The sequence below is a fragment of the Pseudomonas furukawaii genome, assembly GCF_002355475.1.
In the GTDB taxonomy this organism is placed as follows: domain Bacteria; phylum Pseudomonadota; class Gammaproteobacteria; order Pseudomonadales; family Pseudomonadaceae; genus Metapseudomonas; species Metapseudomonas furukawaii.
Genome location: NZ_AP014862.1, coordinates 160,351 through 178,493, shown reverse-complemented (window position 1 = coordinate 178,493; position 18,143 = coordinate 160,351). Strand labels below are relative to the sequence as shown.

At 66.4% G+C, this 18,143-nt stretch carries 12 protein-coding genes; all 12 read right to left on the bottom strand.

The genetic code is table 11. The annotated features are described in order from the left end of the window. Positions 1-20: 20 nt before the first annotated feature. The 12 genes from tssA to KF707C_RS00770 all read right to left on the bottom strand — a co-directional run bounded on the left by tssA (position 21) and on the right by KF707C_RS00770 (position 18,133). A complete protein-coding gene (tssA, locus tag KF707C_RS00825) occupies positions 21-1,604 on the bottom strand; it encodes a type VI secretion system protein TssA (RefSeq protein WP_003449229.1) in 1,584 nt (527 codons plus the stop codon). Next, complete coding sequence (locus KF707C_RS00820; RefSeq protein WP_051050693.1) at positions 1,601-4,960, bottom strand: ImcF-related family protein; 3,360 nt, start codon at positions 4,958-4,960, stop codon at positions 1,601-1,603. The genes tssA and KF707C_RS00820 overlap by 4 nt, the downstream gene beginning before the upstream one ends. Continuing rightward, complete coding sequence (locus KF707C_RS00815) at positions 4,953-6,083, bottom strand: hypothetical protein (RefSeq protein ID WP_003449234.1); 1,131 nt, start codon at positions 6,081-6,083, stop codon at positions 4,953-4,955. The genes KF707C_RS00820 and KF707C_RS00815 overlap by 8 nt, the downstream gene beginning before the upstream one ends. After that, positions 6,080-6,343, bottom strand: a complete 264-nt coding sequence (locus tag KF707C_RS00810; RefSeq protein ID WP_003449236.1) for a PAAR domain-containing protein — start codon at positions 6,341-6,343, stop codon at positions 6,080-6,082. Before KF707C_RS00810 ends, KF707C_RS00815 begins: the two co-directional genes overlap by 4 nt. Then, positions 6,340-8,661, bottom strand: a complete 2,322-nt coding sequence (locus KF707C_RS00805) for a T6SS phospholipase effector Tle1-like catalytic domain-containing protein (RefSeq protein ID WP_096367999.1) — start codon at positions 8,659-8,661, stop codon at positions 6,340-6,342. The genes KF707C_RS00810 and KF707C_RS00805 overlap by 4 nt, the downstream gene beginning before the upstream one ends. Beyond that, positions 8,649-9,167: a DUF3304 domain-containing protein gene (locus tag KF707C_RS00800; protein WP_096367998.1), complete on the bottom strand. Its 519-nt coding sequence runs from the start codon at positions 9,165-9,167 to the stop codon at positions 8,649-8,651. The genes KF707C_RS00805 and KF707C_RS00800 overlap by 13 nt, the downstream gene beginning before the upstream one ends. Positions 9,168-9,261: 94 nt before the next feature. After that, positions 9,262-9,789, bottom strand: coding sequence for a DUF3304 domain-containing protein (locus KF707C_RS00795; RefSeq protein ID WP_096367997.1), 528 nt, complete (start codon positions 9,787-9,789; stop codon positions 9,262-9,264). 160 nt (positions 9,790-9,949) lie between these two features. Then, positions 9,950-10,714, bottom strand: a complete 765-nt coding sequence (locus KF707C_RS00790; RefSeq protein ID WP_003455014.1) for a DUF4123 domain-containing protein — start codon at positions 10,712-10,714, stop codon at positions 9,950-9,952. A gap of 10 nt (positions 10,715-10,724) precedes the next feature. Further along, positions 10,725-13,121 (bottom strand): type VI secretion system Vgr family protein, encoded by a 2,397-nt coding sequence (locus KF707C_RS00785; RefSeq protein ID WP_096367996.1) that lies wholly within the window; start codon positions 13,119-13,121, stop codon positions 10,725-10,727. 2 nt (positions 13,122-13,123) lie between these two features. Further along, positions 13,124-15,790: a type VI secretion system ATPase TssH gene (tssH, locus tag KF707C_RS00780; protein ID WP_003453930.1), complete on the bottom strand. Its 2,667-nt coding sequence runs from the start codon at positions 15,788-15,790 to the stop codon at positions 13,124-13,126. A 128-nt stretch (positions 15,791-15,918) separates the two neighbouring features. Next, positions 15,919-16,410, bottom strand: coding sequence for an Hcp family type VI secretion system effector (locus KF707C_RS00775; protein ID WP_003453929.1), 492 nt, complete (start codon positions 16,408-16,410; stop codon positions 15,919-15,921). Between the two features lie 13 nt (positions 16,411-16,423). Further along, the gene (locus KF707C_RS00770) at positions 16,424-18,133 is read right to left on the bottom strand and encodes an OmpA family protein (RefSeq protein WP_003453926.1); all 1,710 of its coding nucleotides are present in this window, start codon (positions 18,131-18,133) and stop codon (positions 16,424-16,426) included. Positions 18,134-18,143 lie beyond the last annotated feature (10 nt).

The window sequence follows — 18,143 nt, the reverse complement described above, 5'->3', positions numbered from 1 at the left end:
GTTCCTGTCTTGAATCGGGCTCAGTTGCAGAGCACCGCAGCCCGCACCGGATCGAGGCCGACCAGTTCCGCCAGCAAGGCGTCCTTGCGGCGTCCGAGCGCGGCCTTGTCCACATCGTTGCGCTGGGACTTCAGCCGCAGCAGTTTGAGCAGGCGCGCCAGCACCTCGAAGGCCAGGTCGGGCTCCCACTCCGCCAGGGCCAGGCGCCGGGCCGTGGTTTCCAGTTCGCCGAGCAGGTGGATGGCCAGTTCGGTCTTGCCACACTGTTCGGCCACCCGCGCCATCAGCAGCCGCAGCAGCCAGCGCTGCCGACCGCTCTGGGCTTCAGGGCGCTCGCCAAGCCAGGCAATGGCCGCCTCGACGCCCTCGCTGTCGGCCTGCGCCAGCGCCTTGCCTTCCAGCGCGAGGATGTCGGCATCCATCGACGCCGGTGCCGCCGCCACGGGCAACCATTGCGAGGACTGGTTGCCGCTGACGTGCTGGGCGATCCAGTTGCGGGTGCTCTCGTCGGCGAACGGCGTACCGTCGCTCCAGCGCAGGGACTCCAGGCCCGGCAGGCGGTCGAGGAACATGCCCAGGTCGCGCTTGACGATGTCGGCCCAGCCGTCCTGGGGTGCCGGCTGCTTGCCGAGGGCCTGGCAGAGGTACCACTGCAGGTCGAGCCAGAAGTGATTCACGCCTTCGGCATAGATGCGCTCCACCTGATCGAGCAGTTCGCTCCAGCTCTGCTGCAAGTGCAGCCGCTTGAGCTGGGCCCGGTAGTCGCTGCGCGGTGGCGTCAGCCGGGTGTTGCCGCTGGCCTCCGCAGGCGGCAGCTGGTGCACCGTGTCCCAGCGCAGGCTCTTCATCAGCCGGTGCGCCGCCAGCCAGCCCTGGGGCTGCTCACGCAGGTAGCCGGCCAGCGCGCGGCCGCTGTCCAGCAGATCGCGCCCGGACCTGATGGCCGTGCCCACCGGCGTGGCGCCCTGCCGGGCGGTCTCGTGGACGGCGCTGTTCTGCGGCACCAGCGCGTCGACCCCGCCGGACTGCGCCAGTCGGCTCGACAGGGCCGTATACAGCGCACCCAGCTCCGGACGCTGGTCCTCCGGCCAAGTGGCCAGGCCCTGTTTCAGCCAGGCCAACGCGGCCACCGTCCGCTCCGCTTCGGCCTTCACCACCTCGGGGTAAAGCGAGAGGCTGTCGAGCACCTTGCCGCTGGCCAGCCACTCCAGGGCCATGCGCCGGCTGTTGGGCCGACTCGGCAGGATGTCCTCGGCATAACGCTCCATCAGCGCGGCCAGGAGGGTCAGGCCGTCGGCCAGGCCCGCCTCGCCGTCCCGCTGCATGCGCGCCCAGAGGTAGTAGGTCACCACCCGCAGGTCCTTGCAGCGTTGCGTGAGGAGCTTCTCCGCCAACCGCACGACCCGTTCGGTATCGGCGCCGGAGAGCTTGTTGACCTCTTCCCGCATGTGCTGGAAGTCATCGTCGTAACCGGGGTCTTCGCCAACCGCCGAGCGCGGGCTGATGGGCTGCAGCCAGGCCTCCCAGTCCGATGCCTGCTGCCGGGCCAGGCCCAGGGGGTCGCGCTCCCCGAGGCAGGTGCTGATCAATGCGGACAGGCTCATGCTTCGTCTCCGGACTGCGCCAGGGAGTAGCCCCCGGACTCCAGGAAGATCCGTGTCGGCAGCTTGAAGCCCCGGAGTTGCAGCAAGGCCAGGGGACCTGCACCGAGTTCGGTGCGCAGGTGCCAGGTCAGCCCCAGGCCGTCGGGGGCGTCGAGCCGCAGGCGATAGCGGGTTTCGCTGTCGTCGAGCGGGGTGACCCGAGCCTGCTCCAGCCAGCGGATCAGGCCCCAGGTGCCGGGGTAGTCGCCGAACAGGCGCTCCCCGGTCCGGGCGTGAATCCAACTCAAGCGGGTGCCGGGGTGGTCCTGGATCCCCGGCCATTGGAAGCGCTGCCAGCGCTCCCGCTGGTTGAAGTACGTCAGGGCGTTTCCATCCACCACCAGGCTGGTCTGCACCAGATCCCGCACCGGCTTGGCCCGCAGGTCGAAGGCGATCCCCATGCCGCCGTCGGTGTAGAGCACGTCCGCCAGTTCCCCCAGGCGGTTGATCGCCTCCAGGAACTCGGGGTTGAAGCGCAGCCCCTGGCTGTGGCTGCTGTCCGCCACCCAGCGGTTGCCTTCCTTGCGCAGCACGCCGCCCAACTGCCGGGTGAGGAACTGGTCGATGCGGCCGGTATCGGCGCGGATCATCTGCCCGAGCATGGGCAGCGAGCTGTCGGCGCCGCTGGCGGCGAAGGGATAGCGGCCGGCGAAGGCGTCGTTCCAGGGCGTGACGATAGCGCGCTGCCACTGACCGTTGAGCCCGGCGGCGGAGGGTTGCAGGATTTTCCGCCAGGCCTGGTCCAGCGGCTGGACGAACAGCGCCTGGCCGAAGCCACTCCAATCGCTGCCCAGGCTGGCGGCCATCAGGCTGCCGTAGGACTGGGTGTCGGTGAGGTCGACGCTGCGGCCCTGGAACACGGTCTGCGCCAGGGCCTGGACCATGGCCTGAGGGTCAGGTGCCGTGCTGATCTGCTGCAGCCTCAGGCGGACCCGGGTCACCCGGGTGAGGAAGGCCTGCAGGCTGAGGCTGTCGTCGGTGCCCGGGTGATCGTCCGCTTTGCCGAGCAGCGCCAGAAGTGGGCCGAAGCTCTCGTCCAGGGGGCTTTTCGGAAAGCGGTCCAGCTGGTCGATCACGGGCGCCTTGTCCTGGCCGATGAGGGTCTGCGCGGACTGCAGCAAGGAGTCCCCGAGGGCCTGCCCACGCGCCCCGGCCTGCCCCTGGTAGGCCAGGGTGTTAACCAGGGCGATGAGCGGGGACTGGCGCACATCGGTCATCAAGGTGAGCTGATCGATGGTATCGGCCAGGCTCTGGGCCTCGCGCCAGCGCAGGCTGTTGAGCATCTCCAGCCAGGCCTGGCCGTACGCCTGGAAGTAGCGCTCCGCCAGGCGCTCGCGCAGCACCTCCGGCGTCAGCTCCGCGGCGATCTGGCTGCGGTCGTCACTGAGTACCCAGTCGATCTCCTCCCGGCGCGCGGCGGCGATCTCGTCGATGGCCTGGCGTACCGCGCCTTCCCAGGCCTGGCGCGTGAATACCCCCGGCACCTCGGCGGCGGTGGAGAACAAGAGCTGGGCGTCGGTATCGCCGACCAGCTGTGCCAGCCCCAGGGACGGGTACTGGTTGGCCGCGCGCTGCAATACCTGCCGATAGAGGTTGGCCTCGCCATTGCGCTGGCCGAGCTGGCCGATCAGCAACTGGCGAGCCCCGGCGACCAGGCCGGGAGCCTCCTCGATGCGCCATTCGGGGTGCTCCTCCAGGTGTTCGGCATAGAAGCGCCAGAGGTTGGGCGCCACGCCCTGCCAGAGACCGTCCGCCACACCGGCGCGCTCCGTTTCGTAGGCCGCCAGGGTCTTGCCGAGGAAGGCCGCGTCGGCCTTCTCCGGGCGCGCCATCATCAGGTAGGCCTTGAGCGGAGCGTAGGCGTCTCGGGCACGGATCGCCCGCTCGCGGCTCTCCGGCGGCAGGTCGAGCAACTCACGTAGCTGGCGCTCCAGGCCGGCGGCGGCCGGGTCGCGGATCAGGCGGTTGTTGGCCGTCACGTAACGCGGCCAGAGTGCGGCCAGCAGGCCGTCGTTCTGGCTCAGGCCGAAGCGCTGATACCAGGGCACGCCGTGCTTGGCCCGGTGATCGAGCCGATCGAGCTCGTGGACCAGTTCGTTGAGGGCCAGCAGTTGCGCAGCGCCTTCCCGGGGTTGGTCCAGGGTGGCGAGGACGGACTGCATCTCGGCCACCTGTACCCGGTTGCTGGCGAAGGACAGCACCAGGCCCAGTCCCCAGAGCGCCAGCAGGCCGAGCAGCGCGGCACGGCCGATGCGCCAGCCGGTCCAGCCCTGCGCCCGTCCGCCCGGATGGCGCCCCGCCAGGACCCCATGCCAGGCCGGATGGACCCGCCAGTGGTGATCCCCGGCAACGCTGGACCCCGGTAATGGCAGGCTGAACCACAGGCTGCGCAGCATCACCCCCGAGCCCTGCCGCAACCGCGCCCAGGCCCGGTGCCAGCGGCCGATACCCTCGCCCTGCAGGTCGTGGGCAAGGCGCAGGAGCGAGTCATGGCGGTTGTCGGCCCGCATCCTCGCCAGCCCCTGCTCACGCCAGGACGGCAACAGGCTCCGCAAGTGCCGTTCGAGCAGCTCGGGGCTGGCGCGCAACGGCAGCGCGCAGCCCACGGCCGACTCGATGGCCGGCTGCGCCCAGTGGCTTTCACGCACCTCCCAGAGGTGCACCGGCGCCTGCCAGCGCAACTGCCGCGCCAGCGCCTGCAGCTGGCGCTGGTAGCGGTCCAGGTAATCGGGATCGGCGCCTTGCGCCGGGTTCAGGGCCCAGACGATGCCGTCCAGCGGACGGCGCGGGCGGAGCGTGCGCCACCGCGTCAGCCTCGTGTCGAAGGCGGCTTCCTGCGCGGCACCGCCCAGCAGCAGCACCGCGCCATCGCCCTCCAGCCACTGGCGATCGGCCAGCGCGGGGGCGATGGCGGCCACCTCGCCCGGCTCGCCAATGACCAGCAGCAGGCGGGTGCGGCGGCGCCAGAAGGGGCCAAAGCCTTGACGAAGGTGCGCAAGCGGCGGCTTGACGTCTTGCGTCGCCGAGCCATCCGCAGACACCGGAGCAGTCCCATGCGCGTCGTTACCTAACAATGACCGCGCCCGAACGATCGCCAGATGCCTCCAGGCCAGCAGAAACACCGGGCAGAACATGCACAGCACCAACCAGACCACCAGCCCACGCAACGCCAGATGTACGAGCGCTATACCGGGCAAGCCCAGTTCGGTCCCCCACAGGCCGTAAAGCAATGTGCCCAGCAGCACCAGCGCGCTCACCAGCAATAGGTAGACCAGCGCCGCGCGTCCCAGAGAGCCCTGAGGGCCTTGCTTATCCATTTCCATGCACCGCCACACCCATTGCCATGCCTTGTTCACCCTGAGCGCAGAGCCAGCCGCAGGGCTGCCTGCTCTCCTTTACCTGCAACAGCGCCAGGGACATGCCTACGAAAGGCGCCAAAGGCCCCAGAGCCCCCCAATGAGCGGACAGCTGATGTTCGCCGGCTTGCCACCCGCCCTCGATGAAGGCCCGGTGGCTGGCGGCATCCAGCGCCAGGCAGTGCGCCGGTGCCTTATCCAGCCTGCCGTAGCGCTGCATCTGCGCACAGAGTTCGGCGGCGGACTCCTCGTCGGTCAGGAGGTATTCACCACGGTGCAGCTGCAGCTGGCCGCGATGGCCAATCACCCAGGCGAAGCCCGCCTCGCCGGGCACCGCCCCCTCCTCCGCCTGTGCCAAAGACACCACACCGGCACAGAGCAGCCCATCCGCCTCCTCGGGACAGATGCGGGGGAACTCGTCGATCAGTGTGTCCAGATCATCCAGGGTGCGCAGCCGCCAGCGGGTCTCCGGCAACTGAGCTCCAGCGGCCACCAAGGTCGCGGCAAAAGACACCTCCCCCGCCGCATCGCCGACCCAGGCCAGGCCTCGCCAGCCGGACCAGCGTGCCTCCCGTTCGGGTAACGCCAGCAACTGCCGCGCAAGGTGCTGGCCCAGCGCGGCGTGCCGATCTTCGGCTTGACGCAACGAAACCTGGCAGCGCAGCGCCAGCTCTCCCGATCCGGGCAGCACGACCGGCTTCGGTACCGGCGTTGCCGCCATCAGCCCTTGGTACTGCCAGGATGAATCACCTGCCGGCCCCAATAGCAGTGCATGCTCCACCGGCAAGGTCGCACCACGTCGGCACCACCAGCCACGCAGGGCGGCCTCCAGGGTGGAGCGATGAGCGTCACGATTGATCAGGCCCACCTGCCACACCAGCAAGCGCAGCGCCAAGGCGAGCAACCAGGCCAGCGGCACAATCACACCCAACGGCCACTGCTCCTGGCGCGGCCGCCCTTCGGGCCACAAGGCCCAGGTCAGCCCGAGCTGGACACCCCACAGCAACAGCAGGGCCAGCCACCAGCGCCGCCACTGCGGCGCGCTGGGCTCCACGTAGTCCGGATAATGCGGCGGGCGTTTCATGGCGCCACACTCATCGAGGAGCCGGGCAGCGTGCTCATTACCCGGCAACCGCAGGCGCACGGGTGGCCATCCAGGGCCACCGCGCTCCCCTGCACGGTGGAAAGCGAGGCGCCCTGAACGATCTGGGTCATGCCGTGCTTGTCGCAGCGGGCGCGGGCTCCGACGAACGCCACCGGTTTGCCGAAGGCCAGGAAGTGCCCCTCCAGCACCTCGCCACCGAAGGGCACAAGCGGGTCCCCCACACGCACCAGGGGTTTCATGGCAGCACCGCCTTGGCCTGCTCGACCAGCCCACCGGTCTTGCGCAGGTAGTCCAGCATGGTCTGCATGCGCTGCTCTTCTTCTGCGGCAAGCAGGGCCTGTCGCTGCTCCGCCACCACCTGGCCGATGGCGCGGGTCGGCTGGAGAATCTTCTCCGCTCCCGGTAGGAAAGGCACCGGCTTGCCGCTGACGGTGTTGATCACCTGGTAGCCGATGCTCCCCGCCGCCAGGGTGCCGGCCAGTCCCGTCCAGCCATGCTTGCGAATGGCGTAGGCGCCGCCCAGCAACACCGCGACGCCGACGACACGCCCGGCGATCACGACCGGTGTGACGCGCTTGTTGGTCTGTGTGCCGAAATACACCATGCGATAGCGGAAATAGTCGCCCCACATCTCCCGCGCACCGATCGTGCTGTGCAGGAACCAGGCACGCGAGTCATGCACCTGATCGTCGAACAGCGCCACCAGCGCCGCCCGTGCGGGGTGGTCGGTGAGCTCGAAACGGCCTTTGAAGGGCTCCGCGAACAGCTCCCGCGCCCGCGCCTCGCCCTCCGCCTTGAGCCGTTGGAACTCGGCGAGCTCATCGTCGTCATTGAGCAGCAACACCGTATCGCCCACCAACACATCGAGCAGGAAGCCGCCGAGGCCGGTCTGCTCGCGCCAGCGCTCCGTATAGTCATGCTCGAACTCGGTGGCGGCCTCGCGGATCTGCTGCCGGTCCAGCACCGGCTCGTAGTCCGGCTCGTCTACGAGCCTCACATCGGGATTGCCACGGGCAGCCTGGCGTTTCTTTCGAAGCTCATCCCTGCGCGCCGCGAGGGCCTCCCGCTCCTGCACCTGCTCCTCCGCACTGGTTTGCCTGGCCTCGCCGTAGAAAGGCCGGCTGGCATAGCTGCCCCGGGCGAAGCGCTCGATACGCCAGCCGGTGAGCCAGGCCAACTGCTCGGCCATCAGGGTGTCCAGGTCCTGCCCGGCCTGCTGCGGTTCGTGGCTCGAGGACTCGGCGGGCGTCGCCTCCGACAGGCCCAGGGTGGCGCTGCGCCAGGCGTTGAAACGGTGGGTCAGCTCCTCGTTGAGCGTGAACTCACGATCCGTTTCGGCGGACATTGCTCGTACCGGTTTCATCTGCCTCAGCTCCTCCGGCACCACCGCTTCCGGCACCGCCAAGGGGGCTCCCGCAGCGAAGGCCGCGGCATAGAGATCATGCAGGGCAATCTGCGAGAGCAGCTCGGCCTGCCCATCCCGGGCCTTGCCCTGGGCGCCCGGCGGGTAGCCGCCCCCCACGTCCGAGTGCACGCCGGGGTAGAGCACTTCACGGGCATAGGGTGGGTAGTGCCCCGCTTCGGTGCGGATCGAGTCCAGCGGGAAGCACAGGCGCTGCTCGTGGGCGGCGACGAAATGCCGGCAGTCCTTGATCCACCCTGGAAAGCGCTCGGCGCAGGGCAAGGGCAAGTTGCCGTCGGCCCAGTCCATATGCCCGGAGGCGAAGGGCGCGGCATGGGCACTGCCCACCGAAGCCACGGTGTCCATCAGGCCGAGGAACTCGATGCGCAGCGGAATGCCCAGCAGGCTCCGCTCCGGCTGGTCCGCCCCCTCGGGCGTATCGAACAGCTCGCTGAGCCAGGTGACGAAGGTGCGCGCCTCCGCCGCCCCACGGGAAAAGCCGTAGACGAACAGCTTGATCGCCACCACCGTCGGCTGGGCATTGCCCACCCGCTGGCGCAGCGGCTCGAGCAACTCCATCATCGCCGCACGCCGGCAGGCGCGACCCAGGCCGGTCAATGGCCAGGCGGTGGCCATCTTCTTCAGTTGGGCCTGGGCTTGCGGCAGCTTGAGCCCCTTCTTGTCGTTCAGTGCAAACATCAAGGCATCGGCCACTTGCAGCAGGCCCCAGTTGATGCGGTCCTCCCCACGAAAGCCGAACGCCATTCCTCTTGTGCCGAACTCCAGCTCGCCGATTTCCGGAAAAGGCGTGCCCACGCCAGGGATGTAGTAACGGAAATAGCCACTGTCCAAATGTTCCAGGCTCGCATGGTAAAGGCGGGCGATATTGGTGGGGTGCGGAACCTTCGCCTTGCGGGTGTCATAGTCCTCGTTGTTGTTGGTGCCATCGAAGAACAGGCTGATATGCAGGCTATGGGCGCAGGTGGAGGCCCCCGGCCCTCCCTGGGCGGCATTCAGGCACCGGCGATGAGCCAGTTCCTCGGCCACCTGCTTGCGGTGGTTGGCGCGTACTGCGCTTGGGTCACCGGGCAAACGCCCCACCAAGGGGAAAACCGCCGGGACATGTGCCCAGGCATGAGTGTTCACTTCGGACATTCGGCAGGCTCCTTCATTTCCAGAGGTTCCTTGATTGGATTTTTAGGCGAGCCATAACCCCAGCAAGCCGTGGTGACCTTGACTTGGTGGCAAGGCAAGAAATGCACTTCCAGAGCGCATAGGCCTTGTTCATAGGGTGGCAAGGGAACGATGGCGGTGTGATGCTCGTAGTTAGCCTTGTGCTTGACCATAAACTTACGGAACTCATCAGTACCTAATGGCGGTGACTTGGCATAAGGATCAGGATCGGTTTCCCACTCAACCTTCATCATCAAACCCGGTCGCCATTCGCGGGGCAGCATCACGCAGCACATACCTCCCCCATAACCATGGGGAGAGATATTCGGCCCTCCATACCCATTGACCTTGAAGTAGTTGATTGCGGCCGAAGTATGATTGACGCCATTCAGGTTCCCTCCCAGATATTCAGACTCCCCCAGCGAACAACCCGCCAAACTTAAGAACAACACCCCCCATAACCAGTTGAGTACACACGCAGCCCTCATTTCCAATTCCTCGCAGCGATACTCCAGTGACAAATTAAAACCGCCTAGTGCAAGGGGACTTCATTTATTTCAGGAACAACCACCTTATGAACTATTACTTCGGACATACCGCAGGCTCCTTCATTTCCAGAGGTTCCCTGATCGGGCTATTGGGCGAGGGGTAGCGCCAACATGAAGTCGTGACCTTGACCTGATGGCAGGGGAAAAAATGCACCTCCAGCGCACACAGGCCCTCTTCTTCATAGGGTGGCAAGGGAACGCTGGCGGTGTGTTGCTGATAATTAGCGGCGTGCTTGGCGTAGGCCTCTTCATCAAATCCATAGCCAGTTGTTTTGCGCTTGATCTTGGCATAAGGATCAGGATCGATTTCCCACTCAACCTTCATCATCAAACCCGGCCGCCATTCGCGAGGCAGCATCACGCAGCACATACCTCCCCCATAACCATGGGGAGAGATATTCGGCCCTCCATACCCATTGACCTTGAAGTAGTTGATTGCGGCCGAAGTATGATTGACGCCATTCAGGTTCCCTCCCAGATATTCAGACTCCCCCAGCGAACAACCCGCCAAACTTAAGAACAACACCCCCCATAACCACTTGAGCTCACACGCAGCCCTCATCTCCAATCCCTCGCAGCGATATTCCAGTGACAAATGAAAACCGCCTGATGCCAGGGGAATTCACTTATTTCCGAAACAACCACCTCATAAACTGTTACTTCGAACATACGGCAGGCTCCTTCATTTCCAGAGGCTCCCTAACCAAAACTTTCGACCACCTTCAAAAAAGCAACTTAGAGTCTTGAATCACATAGATTTCCAAGTCTCCGAAGAAGCCTTCCTGCTCCGCTTTGAGAGCCAGGTGGTAGCAGGCTTCGAACCGTTGTTCTTCTGTGCTGTCCGGCATTCGCTCACTTGCCAGTCCAAGCAATTGCTGGGCATCGCTGAGGCTGCCCAGGCGAAAATACTGTTCATCGGTCAGGGTGATGGCTGCCGGCGGCTCCGGCGCAGCGGAGCTTGAGCGGTAGGTGCCGGACCGCCAGACGGGTAGCCGGTCGCGGTCCAGCCAGCTCCAGAACAACGCCACGCCGAGGAACTGCTCCTTCTGCTCCGGGTCCAGCACTCGGTCCAGCAGATGCGGCAGCACTCGTGGGTCGTAGAAACGCAACAGCCCACTCAGCCCTCCCCATTCCAATTGCGAGAGGCCTTGAAACGTCTTGGCCAGCGACTCGAACGGTAAAGGCGAGAGCAACACCAGGAGCCGTGACTGCGGCGCCAGGTGCTCAACCAACTCGCCCAACCAGCTCTTGTGCCGCCACTCATCAAGGCTGATTCGTATCAGCAGTGGTGCCTGCTCCAGGAGTGCCTCTTCAGGCAGGCCACTGAACAACGAAAACCAGGGCATGGCCGGCTCCATCAGGGCCAGCCCTGGCAGGATGGCCAGGTCACAATTGGCCTGGTCGATCAGTACGTCGACATGGTTCAAGCCCGCCGCAGCTACCATGTCGGTAATCTGCTCTAGCCAGACATCGAAGGATGGGTTCATTCCGCTCACCTCAATTGGTCACGCGCATAACGGCGCCTGCAGCTTGTGCCTGGGCTTTCTTCAGGCAGTCCTCGCAAACGGAGGTAGGTAGTTCAGGAAGCGGGAAACCCTGGCCTGCCGGGCCTTCCCATACGTGCCGGCCCTTGAGATTGAGCGTGCCGGGGCTGTGGATTTCGATGGCGCCATCGGGGGTGATGCGGATGTAGCCACCGCCGCTGGCCAGGGTGATGCCGTTCTGGGCGGTGATCTGCAGGTGGCCCTGTACCGATTGCAGGGTGATGTCCCGCTGGGCGATGAGGTTAAGCAGGTCGCCGTGGGATTCGATTTCCAACGGGCCCCTGCCGGATACCAGGCGCAGGCCTTCTTGCTGGGCCAGCAGCGACAGACCCTGATTGGACTGCAGGGCCAGACGCTGGGCGGCGGCGAGGTTGATTTCGTCCAGGCTCTGTAGGTAGAGGGTCTGATCACTCTGCAGCAGCAGGCTGGATGGGGTGACGGCGGCGATACCGCTCGGAGCGCTGAGCAGAATGGCCGGGCCTTGCAGCCCTTTGCCCTGCTTGAGGAGGTCGTCCAGGCCTTCATGGCTCGACTCGCGGCTTTGGTGGGCCCGGGCGATTTCCTGCCACTGTTCGAGCTGCTGGCTGGCCTTTTCCATCTGGACGACAGCGGGCTTCATCTCGAGCACCTGCCCCTGGGCCCTGGCCTGCTCGTCGGCACTGATGAACACCCCCTTGCCCGCGCGGATGGCGCCCCAGCCATCGGTGCGCAGCTCGAAGCCTTCGCCGCGCTTCTGCCGCTGGCCGTCCACCAGGTGGCCGAGGTTGAGCTGGCTCTTGCCGCTGTGTTCGGTGCTGAGCTTGATGTGCTCCTGGCCACGGCTGTCGTCCAGGCGCAGCTTGTTGTTGGCCGGGGTGCGCAGGACGTTGCGCTTGTAGTTCTTCAGGGTCACCAGGTCCGGGTGCTGGCTGTCGTGCAGGGCGAAGGCGATGAAGCCCCGGTCCGGGTCGCCGTGCTCGAAGGCGATGGCGACTTCGGTGCCCTGGATCAGCGGCAGGTGCAGGCCGTAGGTGTCGCCGGCGTAGGGCCGCGCCAGGCGCAGCCACAGGCTTTCCTGCCCGGCGGGCCAGCTGTCCTGGTCGAAGAGGAAGTTGACCTTGTAGCGGCCGTCCAGGTCGATGTGGCTGTAGAGGTCGCCCGCCTGCGGGCTGGTGACCCGCGCCGGGATAGTGCCGGCGATCACCGGTTTGGCCAGGCGTTCCGGGCGGAAGCAGATGTGCTCGGCGTAGGGGATGGCGCTGAAGCTTGCCTGGAAGCTGCGGTCGCGGGCGGCGGTGGTCTCCAGCCGGGTGATGACGGCGCCGGGGGCGAAGGCTTCCGGCGCGCCGCCTTCGACCTTGAGCACCTGGCCCGGCGCCAGGGCGGCGCTGCTGGTGAGGCCCGACAGGCTGGTCTGCTGGTTGAGGTAACGCTCGTGGGCGAGGCGGGCATAGAAGAAGCCGCTTTCGCTCTGCAGGTCTTCATCGCGGGCGTGGGGGTCGTCCAGTTCGGTATAGGGCTCGGCATAGTGATAGGCCTCGCCGTAGGTGGTGGGGTCGCCCCGGGTCTGGTCGACTTCGCCGTCGAGGTAGGCGGCGGCATCGCGCGGGGTGTAGGCGCGAATGCGCAGGTGCTTCTCCACCACGCCATGGCTCGTTTGCAGGCCCCAGACGGCATCCGCTCCGCTGCTTTGGGTGCCCGATTGCGGGCGGCAGGGCAACTGGAGGCCGAACTGGTAGTTGCGCTGGTCGTCGTGGAACTGGACCACGTCGATACCCAGGCGCTCGTCGGCGGTGAAGCGGAACCAGATGCCGACCTCGGCCATCAGGCGCCGGATGAAGGCCAGGTCGCTCTCGCCGTACTGCATCACCTGCTCACGCTTGGGGTATTCGCGCTTGAGGTCGAAGAGGAAGTCCTGGCCGGCCCAGCGGTGGCGGTCGCTGCGCAGGATCTGCTCGACGATCTCGGGCACCGAGAGGTGCTGGTAGATGCGGTACTGGCGGCCCCGTCCGAGCAGCGCCAGGCGCGGCTCCAGGGTGAGTTGGTAACGGGCCTCGTCGTTGGAGCCGGAGAGCCGGCAAAAACCGGTCACCACGCCGTGCAGGGTGCGCAGGGGTTGCGCGGGGGGCAGGCTCAGGCCGACGAAGGGCACCGGGGTGGGCGGCGGATGGAGGCTGAAGCGGGCGGCCTGGCCGAGGAAGCGGTCAGCCGGCAGGTCCCGCGCGGTGGCGGTGAATTCCACCTGGTAGGAGAAGGGTTCACTGAGGGCTTCCTTGCCGTGGAAGGCCAGCACGTCGAGGGCGGTATCGAGCCCGTCGACTGTGAGCGTGTGCCGGCTGTGATCGAAGAAGGGGCGGATTTCAGCGAGCATGTTCAGGCCTCCTCGAGCATCCCGTGCGGATGCTCAAGCGAATCGGAGAAGTGCAAGGTGATGCCGTCGGCATCGCTATGGCTCAGGGTGACGCCGCGGGTGCCCAGCCGGCTGGCCTGGCGCTGCAACAGTTGCTGGCTGAGCACCGGCAGGATCTGCTGGTTGAGCAGGCTGTCGATGTTGCGGGCGCCGGTGTCAGGCAGCAGGCAGGCGGCGGCCAGGGCATCGCTCAAGGCGTCGTCGATGCGGCAGTCCAGCCCGTAATGGCGCTGCAACCGGCGGGCGACCTGGGCGAGCTTGAGGTCGACGATGCGCTTCAGCGAATCGGCCCCCAGCGGCCGGTAGATCAACGTCTGGAAGCGGGCGAGCAGCGCGGGCTGGAAGTGCTCGCGCAGGATTGGGCGCAGCAGTTCCTGAAGGGTGCCGTCGGTGGCGTCCGGCTGCTCCTGCAGGCAGGCCTGCAGCAGGTCGCCGCCGAGGTTGGAGGTCATGAGAATGACGGTGTTGCGGAAGTCGATCTCGCGCCCCTCACCGTCGCGCATGAAGCCCCGGTCGAAGACCTGGTAGAAGAGGTTCAGCACGTCGCGATGGGCCTTTTCCACCTCGTCGAGCAGCACCACGCTGTAAGGGCGCTGGCGTACCGCTTCGGTGAGCACACCGCCCTGGCCGTAGCCGACGTAGCCGGGCGGCGAACCCTTGAGCTGGCTGACAGTGTGGGCCTCCTGGTACTCGGAGAGGTTGAGGGTGATCAGCGATTTCTCACCGCCGAAGAGGCTGTCGGCCAGCGCCAGGGCGGTTTCGGTCTTGCCAACGCCGCTGCTGCCCACCAGCAGGAACACGCCCTGGGGCGTGCGTTCGTCGGTGAGGCCGGTACGCGCGGCACGCAGTCGCTGGGCCAGCGCAGCCAGGGCGGTGTGCTGGCCTATCACTCGCTGGGCCAGGCGGTGCTCCAGTTCCAGCAGATTGGCCTGTTCGTCCTTGAGCAGGCTGCCCAGGGGTACGCCGGTCCAGTCGGCGATCACCTCGGCGACGTTGCGCGAAGTGACGTCGAGGGAAAGCAGAGGCCGGTCGCCCTGTGCTGCTTCCAGTTGGCGTTGCAGCTCTGCACAACGCTCCGCCTGCCGGGGCTCTTCCTGGCGAGCGGCGAGCAGTTGCAGGCTCAGTTCGAGTTCAAGGCGATACTGGCGCTCCAGCTCGCAGTGCTGGCGTTCCAGCTCGGCGCGCTGCTCGGAGAGTTCATCGAGCCGCCCGGCGGGGGGGCGCCCTCCCAGGTGACTGTCCGCGTCCAGGGCCTGCTGCTCCAGCTCCAGGGCCGACAACCGGGATGCCAGTCGCACCAGCGATTGGGGCTCGCAGTCGAGACTCATGCGTACCCGGGCGCTGGCGGTGTCCAGCAGGTCGACCGCCTTGTCCGGCAATTGGCGCCCGGTCAGGTAGCGACGTGAAAGGCTGACCGCGGCCTGCACGGCGGCGTCTTCGATATGCACGCCGTGGTGGCGGGCATATCGGCCCTTGAGGCCCCGCAGCATGAGGCAGGCGCCGGCGTCATCCGGTTCGTCGACCTTGACCATCTGGAATCGACGCTCCAGCGCGGCGTCGCGCTCGAAGTACTGCTTGTACTCGCTCCAGGTGGTGGCGGCGATGGTGCGCAGTTCGCCACGGGCGAGTGCGGGCTTGAGCAGGTTGGCGGCATCGGCGCCACCGGCCTGGTTGCCGGCGCCGATCAGGGTGTGGGCCTCGTCGATGAACAGCAGGACCGGACGCTCCGCACGCTGGACGGCGTCGATGACCTGCTTCAGGCGCTGCTCGAACTCTCCCTTGACGCCGGCCCCGGCCTGCAGCAGGCCGAGATCGAGGGTGCGCACGCTGACCGTCTTGAGGCTGTCGGGGACGGAGCCCTCGGCAATGCGCAGGGCCAGGCCCTCGACCAGCGCGGTTTTGCCGACACCGGGCTCGCCCACCAGGATGGGGTTGTTCTTGCGCCGGCGGCTGAGGATGTCGATGACCTGCCGGACTTCGTCGTCACGGCCGAATACCGGGTCGATTCGCCCCTCGCGTGCCTGGGCGGTCAGGTCCTGGGTGAAACGCTCGAGCACCGCGTGAAGCGCATCCGTTCCCGCCTTGCCAGCCGGCGCGGTGGCCAGCACGGCGGCGCAATTCTCGTCACCTTCGAGGGCGGCCTCCCGTTGCAGCGCCGGACGTTCTTCGGAGTGCTGGTCGAGCATGGGCAGCAGGCGCTGGACCTGCGACTCGCCGAGGCTGAACAGGGGCCAGGCGGCCTCGCAGCGGATCAGATGGGGGGCCTCCAGCAAGGCACCGAGCAGGTGCAATGAGCGCAGGCGGTCGTTGTCCTCATCCAGCGAGGCCCGCAGCCAGGCGCTCTTGATGAGTTGCTGCAACTCGGCACTGAGCTGAGGCTTTTCACGCACGCTGCGGGGCAGGCGGTCCAGGTGGTCGAGCAGGCCCTGCCACAGCGCGTCGAGGTCCCATTCATAGCGGCGGGCGATCAGGGTGAGATCGCCCTCCCCCTGCTCCAGTAGCTTGAGCAGCCAGTGTTCGGGGGTGATCTGCCCGTGGGCGCGGCTCTGGCACAGTGATGCCGCGGCGCTGAGTGCCCGGGCGCAATAGGGATTGAGGCGACGAAGCAGGCTGGCGGGGTTCTGGGCCATGGAGGTGCGTCCTTGTACGAAGTGCGGGGCGCTTGCGCGTCCGATGGGAAGAGGCAGTGCGCCGGGTGCTGCGCGCCCCCGGCTCACCGCGACGGGCGAAGCCTGAGCTCCGCCCGTCATGCCCGACGTCAGGCGCTCTGACGCTCGTTCCAGGAATCGGAGTGGATGATGTTCCCGTCCTTGTAGGTCCAGGTGATCTTCTCGTAGCGCAGCTCGACCTGTTCCAGGTGGTTGTGCTTCTCCTTGGCCGGGTCCTTCACGTCATGCATCTTCGGCGCGACCTTGACGACCTTGACGTTCTCCAGCTTGGTGTTGAAGTACTCGACTTCCTGGCCGGCGTCGTCGATGCGATACCACTTGAACTCGGCGCTCTTGAGGGTCTGACCGGTGGTCACGGCCTTGTACAGGTAGGGACTGGACGCATCGATTTCCTTGGTGAAGAGGAAGGGAGTGTGCACCCGGGTTCCAGTCAGCTTGCCGGTGTTGTTGTCGGTCGGGATGTAGAGACTGTGATCCTGGGCGACGACCTCGATGCTGCCCTCGCGTTTCTGCACGTCCACCGAACCCTTGATGTCTGCGCCACCATCGTCTTGCAGCCAGAGGTATACGGGAATTGCCATTTGAAACTCCTTCTCAGAGGTTGACAGCCGCAGAGTGCGACTGGTGCTTGCCGTCCGGAGCGGTGGTGGGCAGCGCGCAAGCCCCCACTTCCGGCACCAGACGGATATCGACGCGCCGGTTCGCGGCACGTCCGATCTCGGTGTCATTGCTGGCGATCGGCTGGCCGGCGCCGAAGCCCTGTACGGCGAAGCAGCTGTCGGGGATATCGCCCATGCGCTGCATCCAGTCCCGTACGGCGCCGGCCCGAGCGCGGGACAGCTGGAGGTTCTGTTCGGCGTTGCCGGTGGCATCGGTATGGCCAGCGATGACGATCAGCCAACCGGGCTGGGCCTTGATGCCGACCAGGGCATTGATCAGCAGCTTGGTCGACTCAGGCTTGAGGGTGGCGCTGCCCACATTGAACAGCGACAGGCTGTCGAGCCTTAGGGGTTCAGGCTGAGGCTGATCCGCGACCTGCGCAGGTGCGTCCTGTGGCAACCGGTGGCGGGTGATCACGGCCAGCAGTTCACGCCTCAGGCGTTCGCCCTGATACAGGCCCATTCCGAGCCAGAGGGGTTCCCCATGGCGGTAGTAACCATCCAGGCGATCGGCGTCGGCACGCAGGACAGCTGCGGCGGCCTCGCGCAAGGCGAACTCGGGCAGGTTGCGGCTTGGTACATAAGGAATGGCCAGATAACGCTGCAGGTCATCGCTGACCTGACGCACCAGCCTGCTGTTCTGCCAGGTGGAGCCGGCCATGGCCAACAGGATGGCCGCCGTCGATAGCCAGAGAGCAACCGATCCGGCGCGGGCCAGGGCCGAGCTTCGTACCGTTACAGGCAGCAATGGCAACAGCGGGTCTGGAAGGGGCAGCCTTGCCGGCGCCGCCGGGACATCCAACTCACTGAGAACGGTCTTGCCATGCAGCCATTGCTGCCAGAGATTTCCGGGGAGACTGCGGGGCAAGGCCGGGACCAGCATGATCCCATGCGCAAGCGCGGCCGGCTCCCTTCGGATGGTGAAACGAACCAACAGATGCTGATTCAGCCATTCCGCGGCGCTGTCCAGCACGACGCTGGTCCGCAGCCGAGCCGCCGACAAGGAGAACGCCCCCCTGCACTTCTGCCATTCGCCAAGACCGATCCGAGCCCCCGCCTCGAAGACCTCCGGCTGCACCGCACCTTCCGTCCAGCAGAACCAGGGAGAGTCGGCTCGAGGGCATTGCAGATAGGTGACCCGAAGCAGTGGCAAGGCGGCGCCCTGTCGACGTGCCAGCGCCAGTTGATGGTGAAACGCCAGGAGACGCCCTTCCAGCTCAGCGGCATCATCGTGTTCGTTGGGGTTGATGACCAACAGAACAGCGAGCTGTCCAGCCCAGTGGGGCCGAAGCGCCAGAATGCTGCCAACCCGAAGTGGCAACCTCTCGCAGTCTTCCACCCGCAGGTAGCAGCCTTGCGACGTCGTCCTCAGCAAGGCCCCGTCCGCCGAGTCGCCGAAGAGACCCGACAGGCCATCACCACAAACCAGTACCAGGGGCTGTCGGAAGTCCGCCGCGGGCAAGGGTATGGCGCTGTCCAGTGCGGGAAGCGGGTGACTGACCCTGCGCCAGACAAGAAATGCCACCAGGGTGACGGCCAGAGCCGCACCACTGCGCTGCCACGCCTCGAGGGGAAAGAAGAACAGGAGTAACAGTGTGAGCAGCGCTGCCCATGCGCAGAGACCACGCTTCAGCGTGACGGTCATGGTGCCTCCT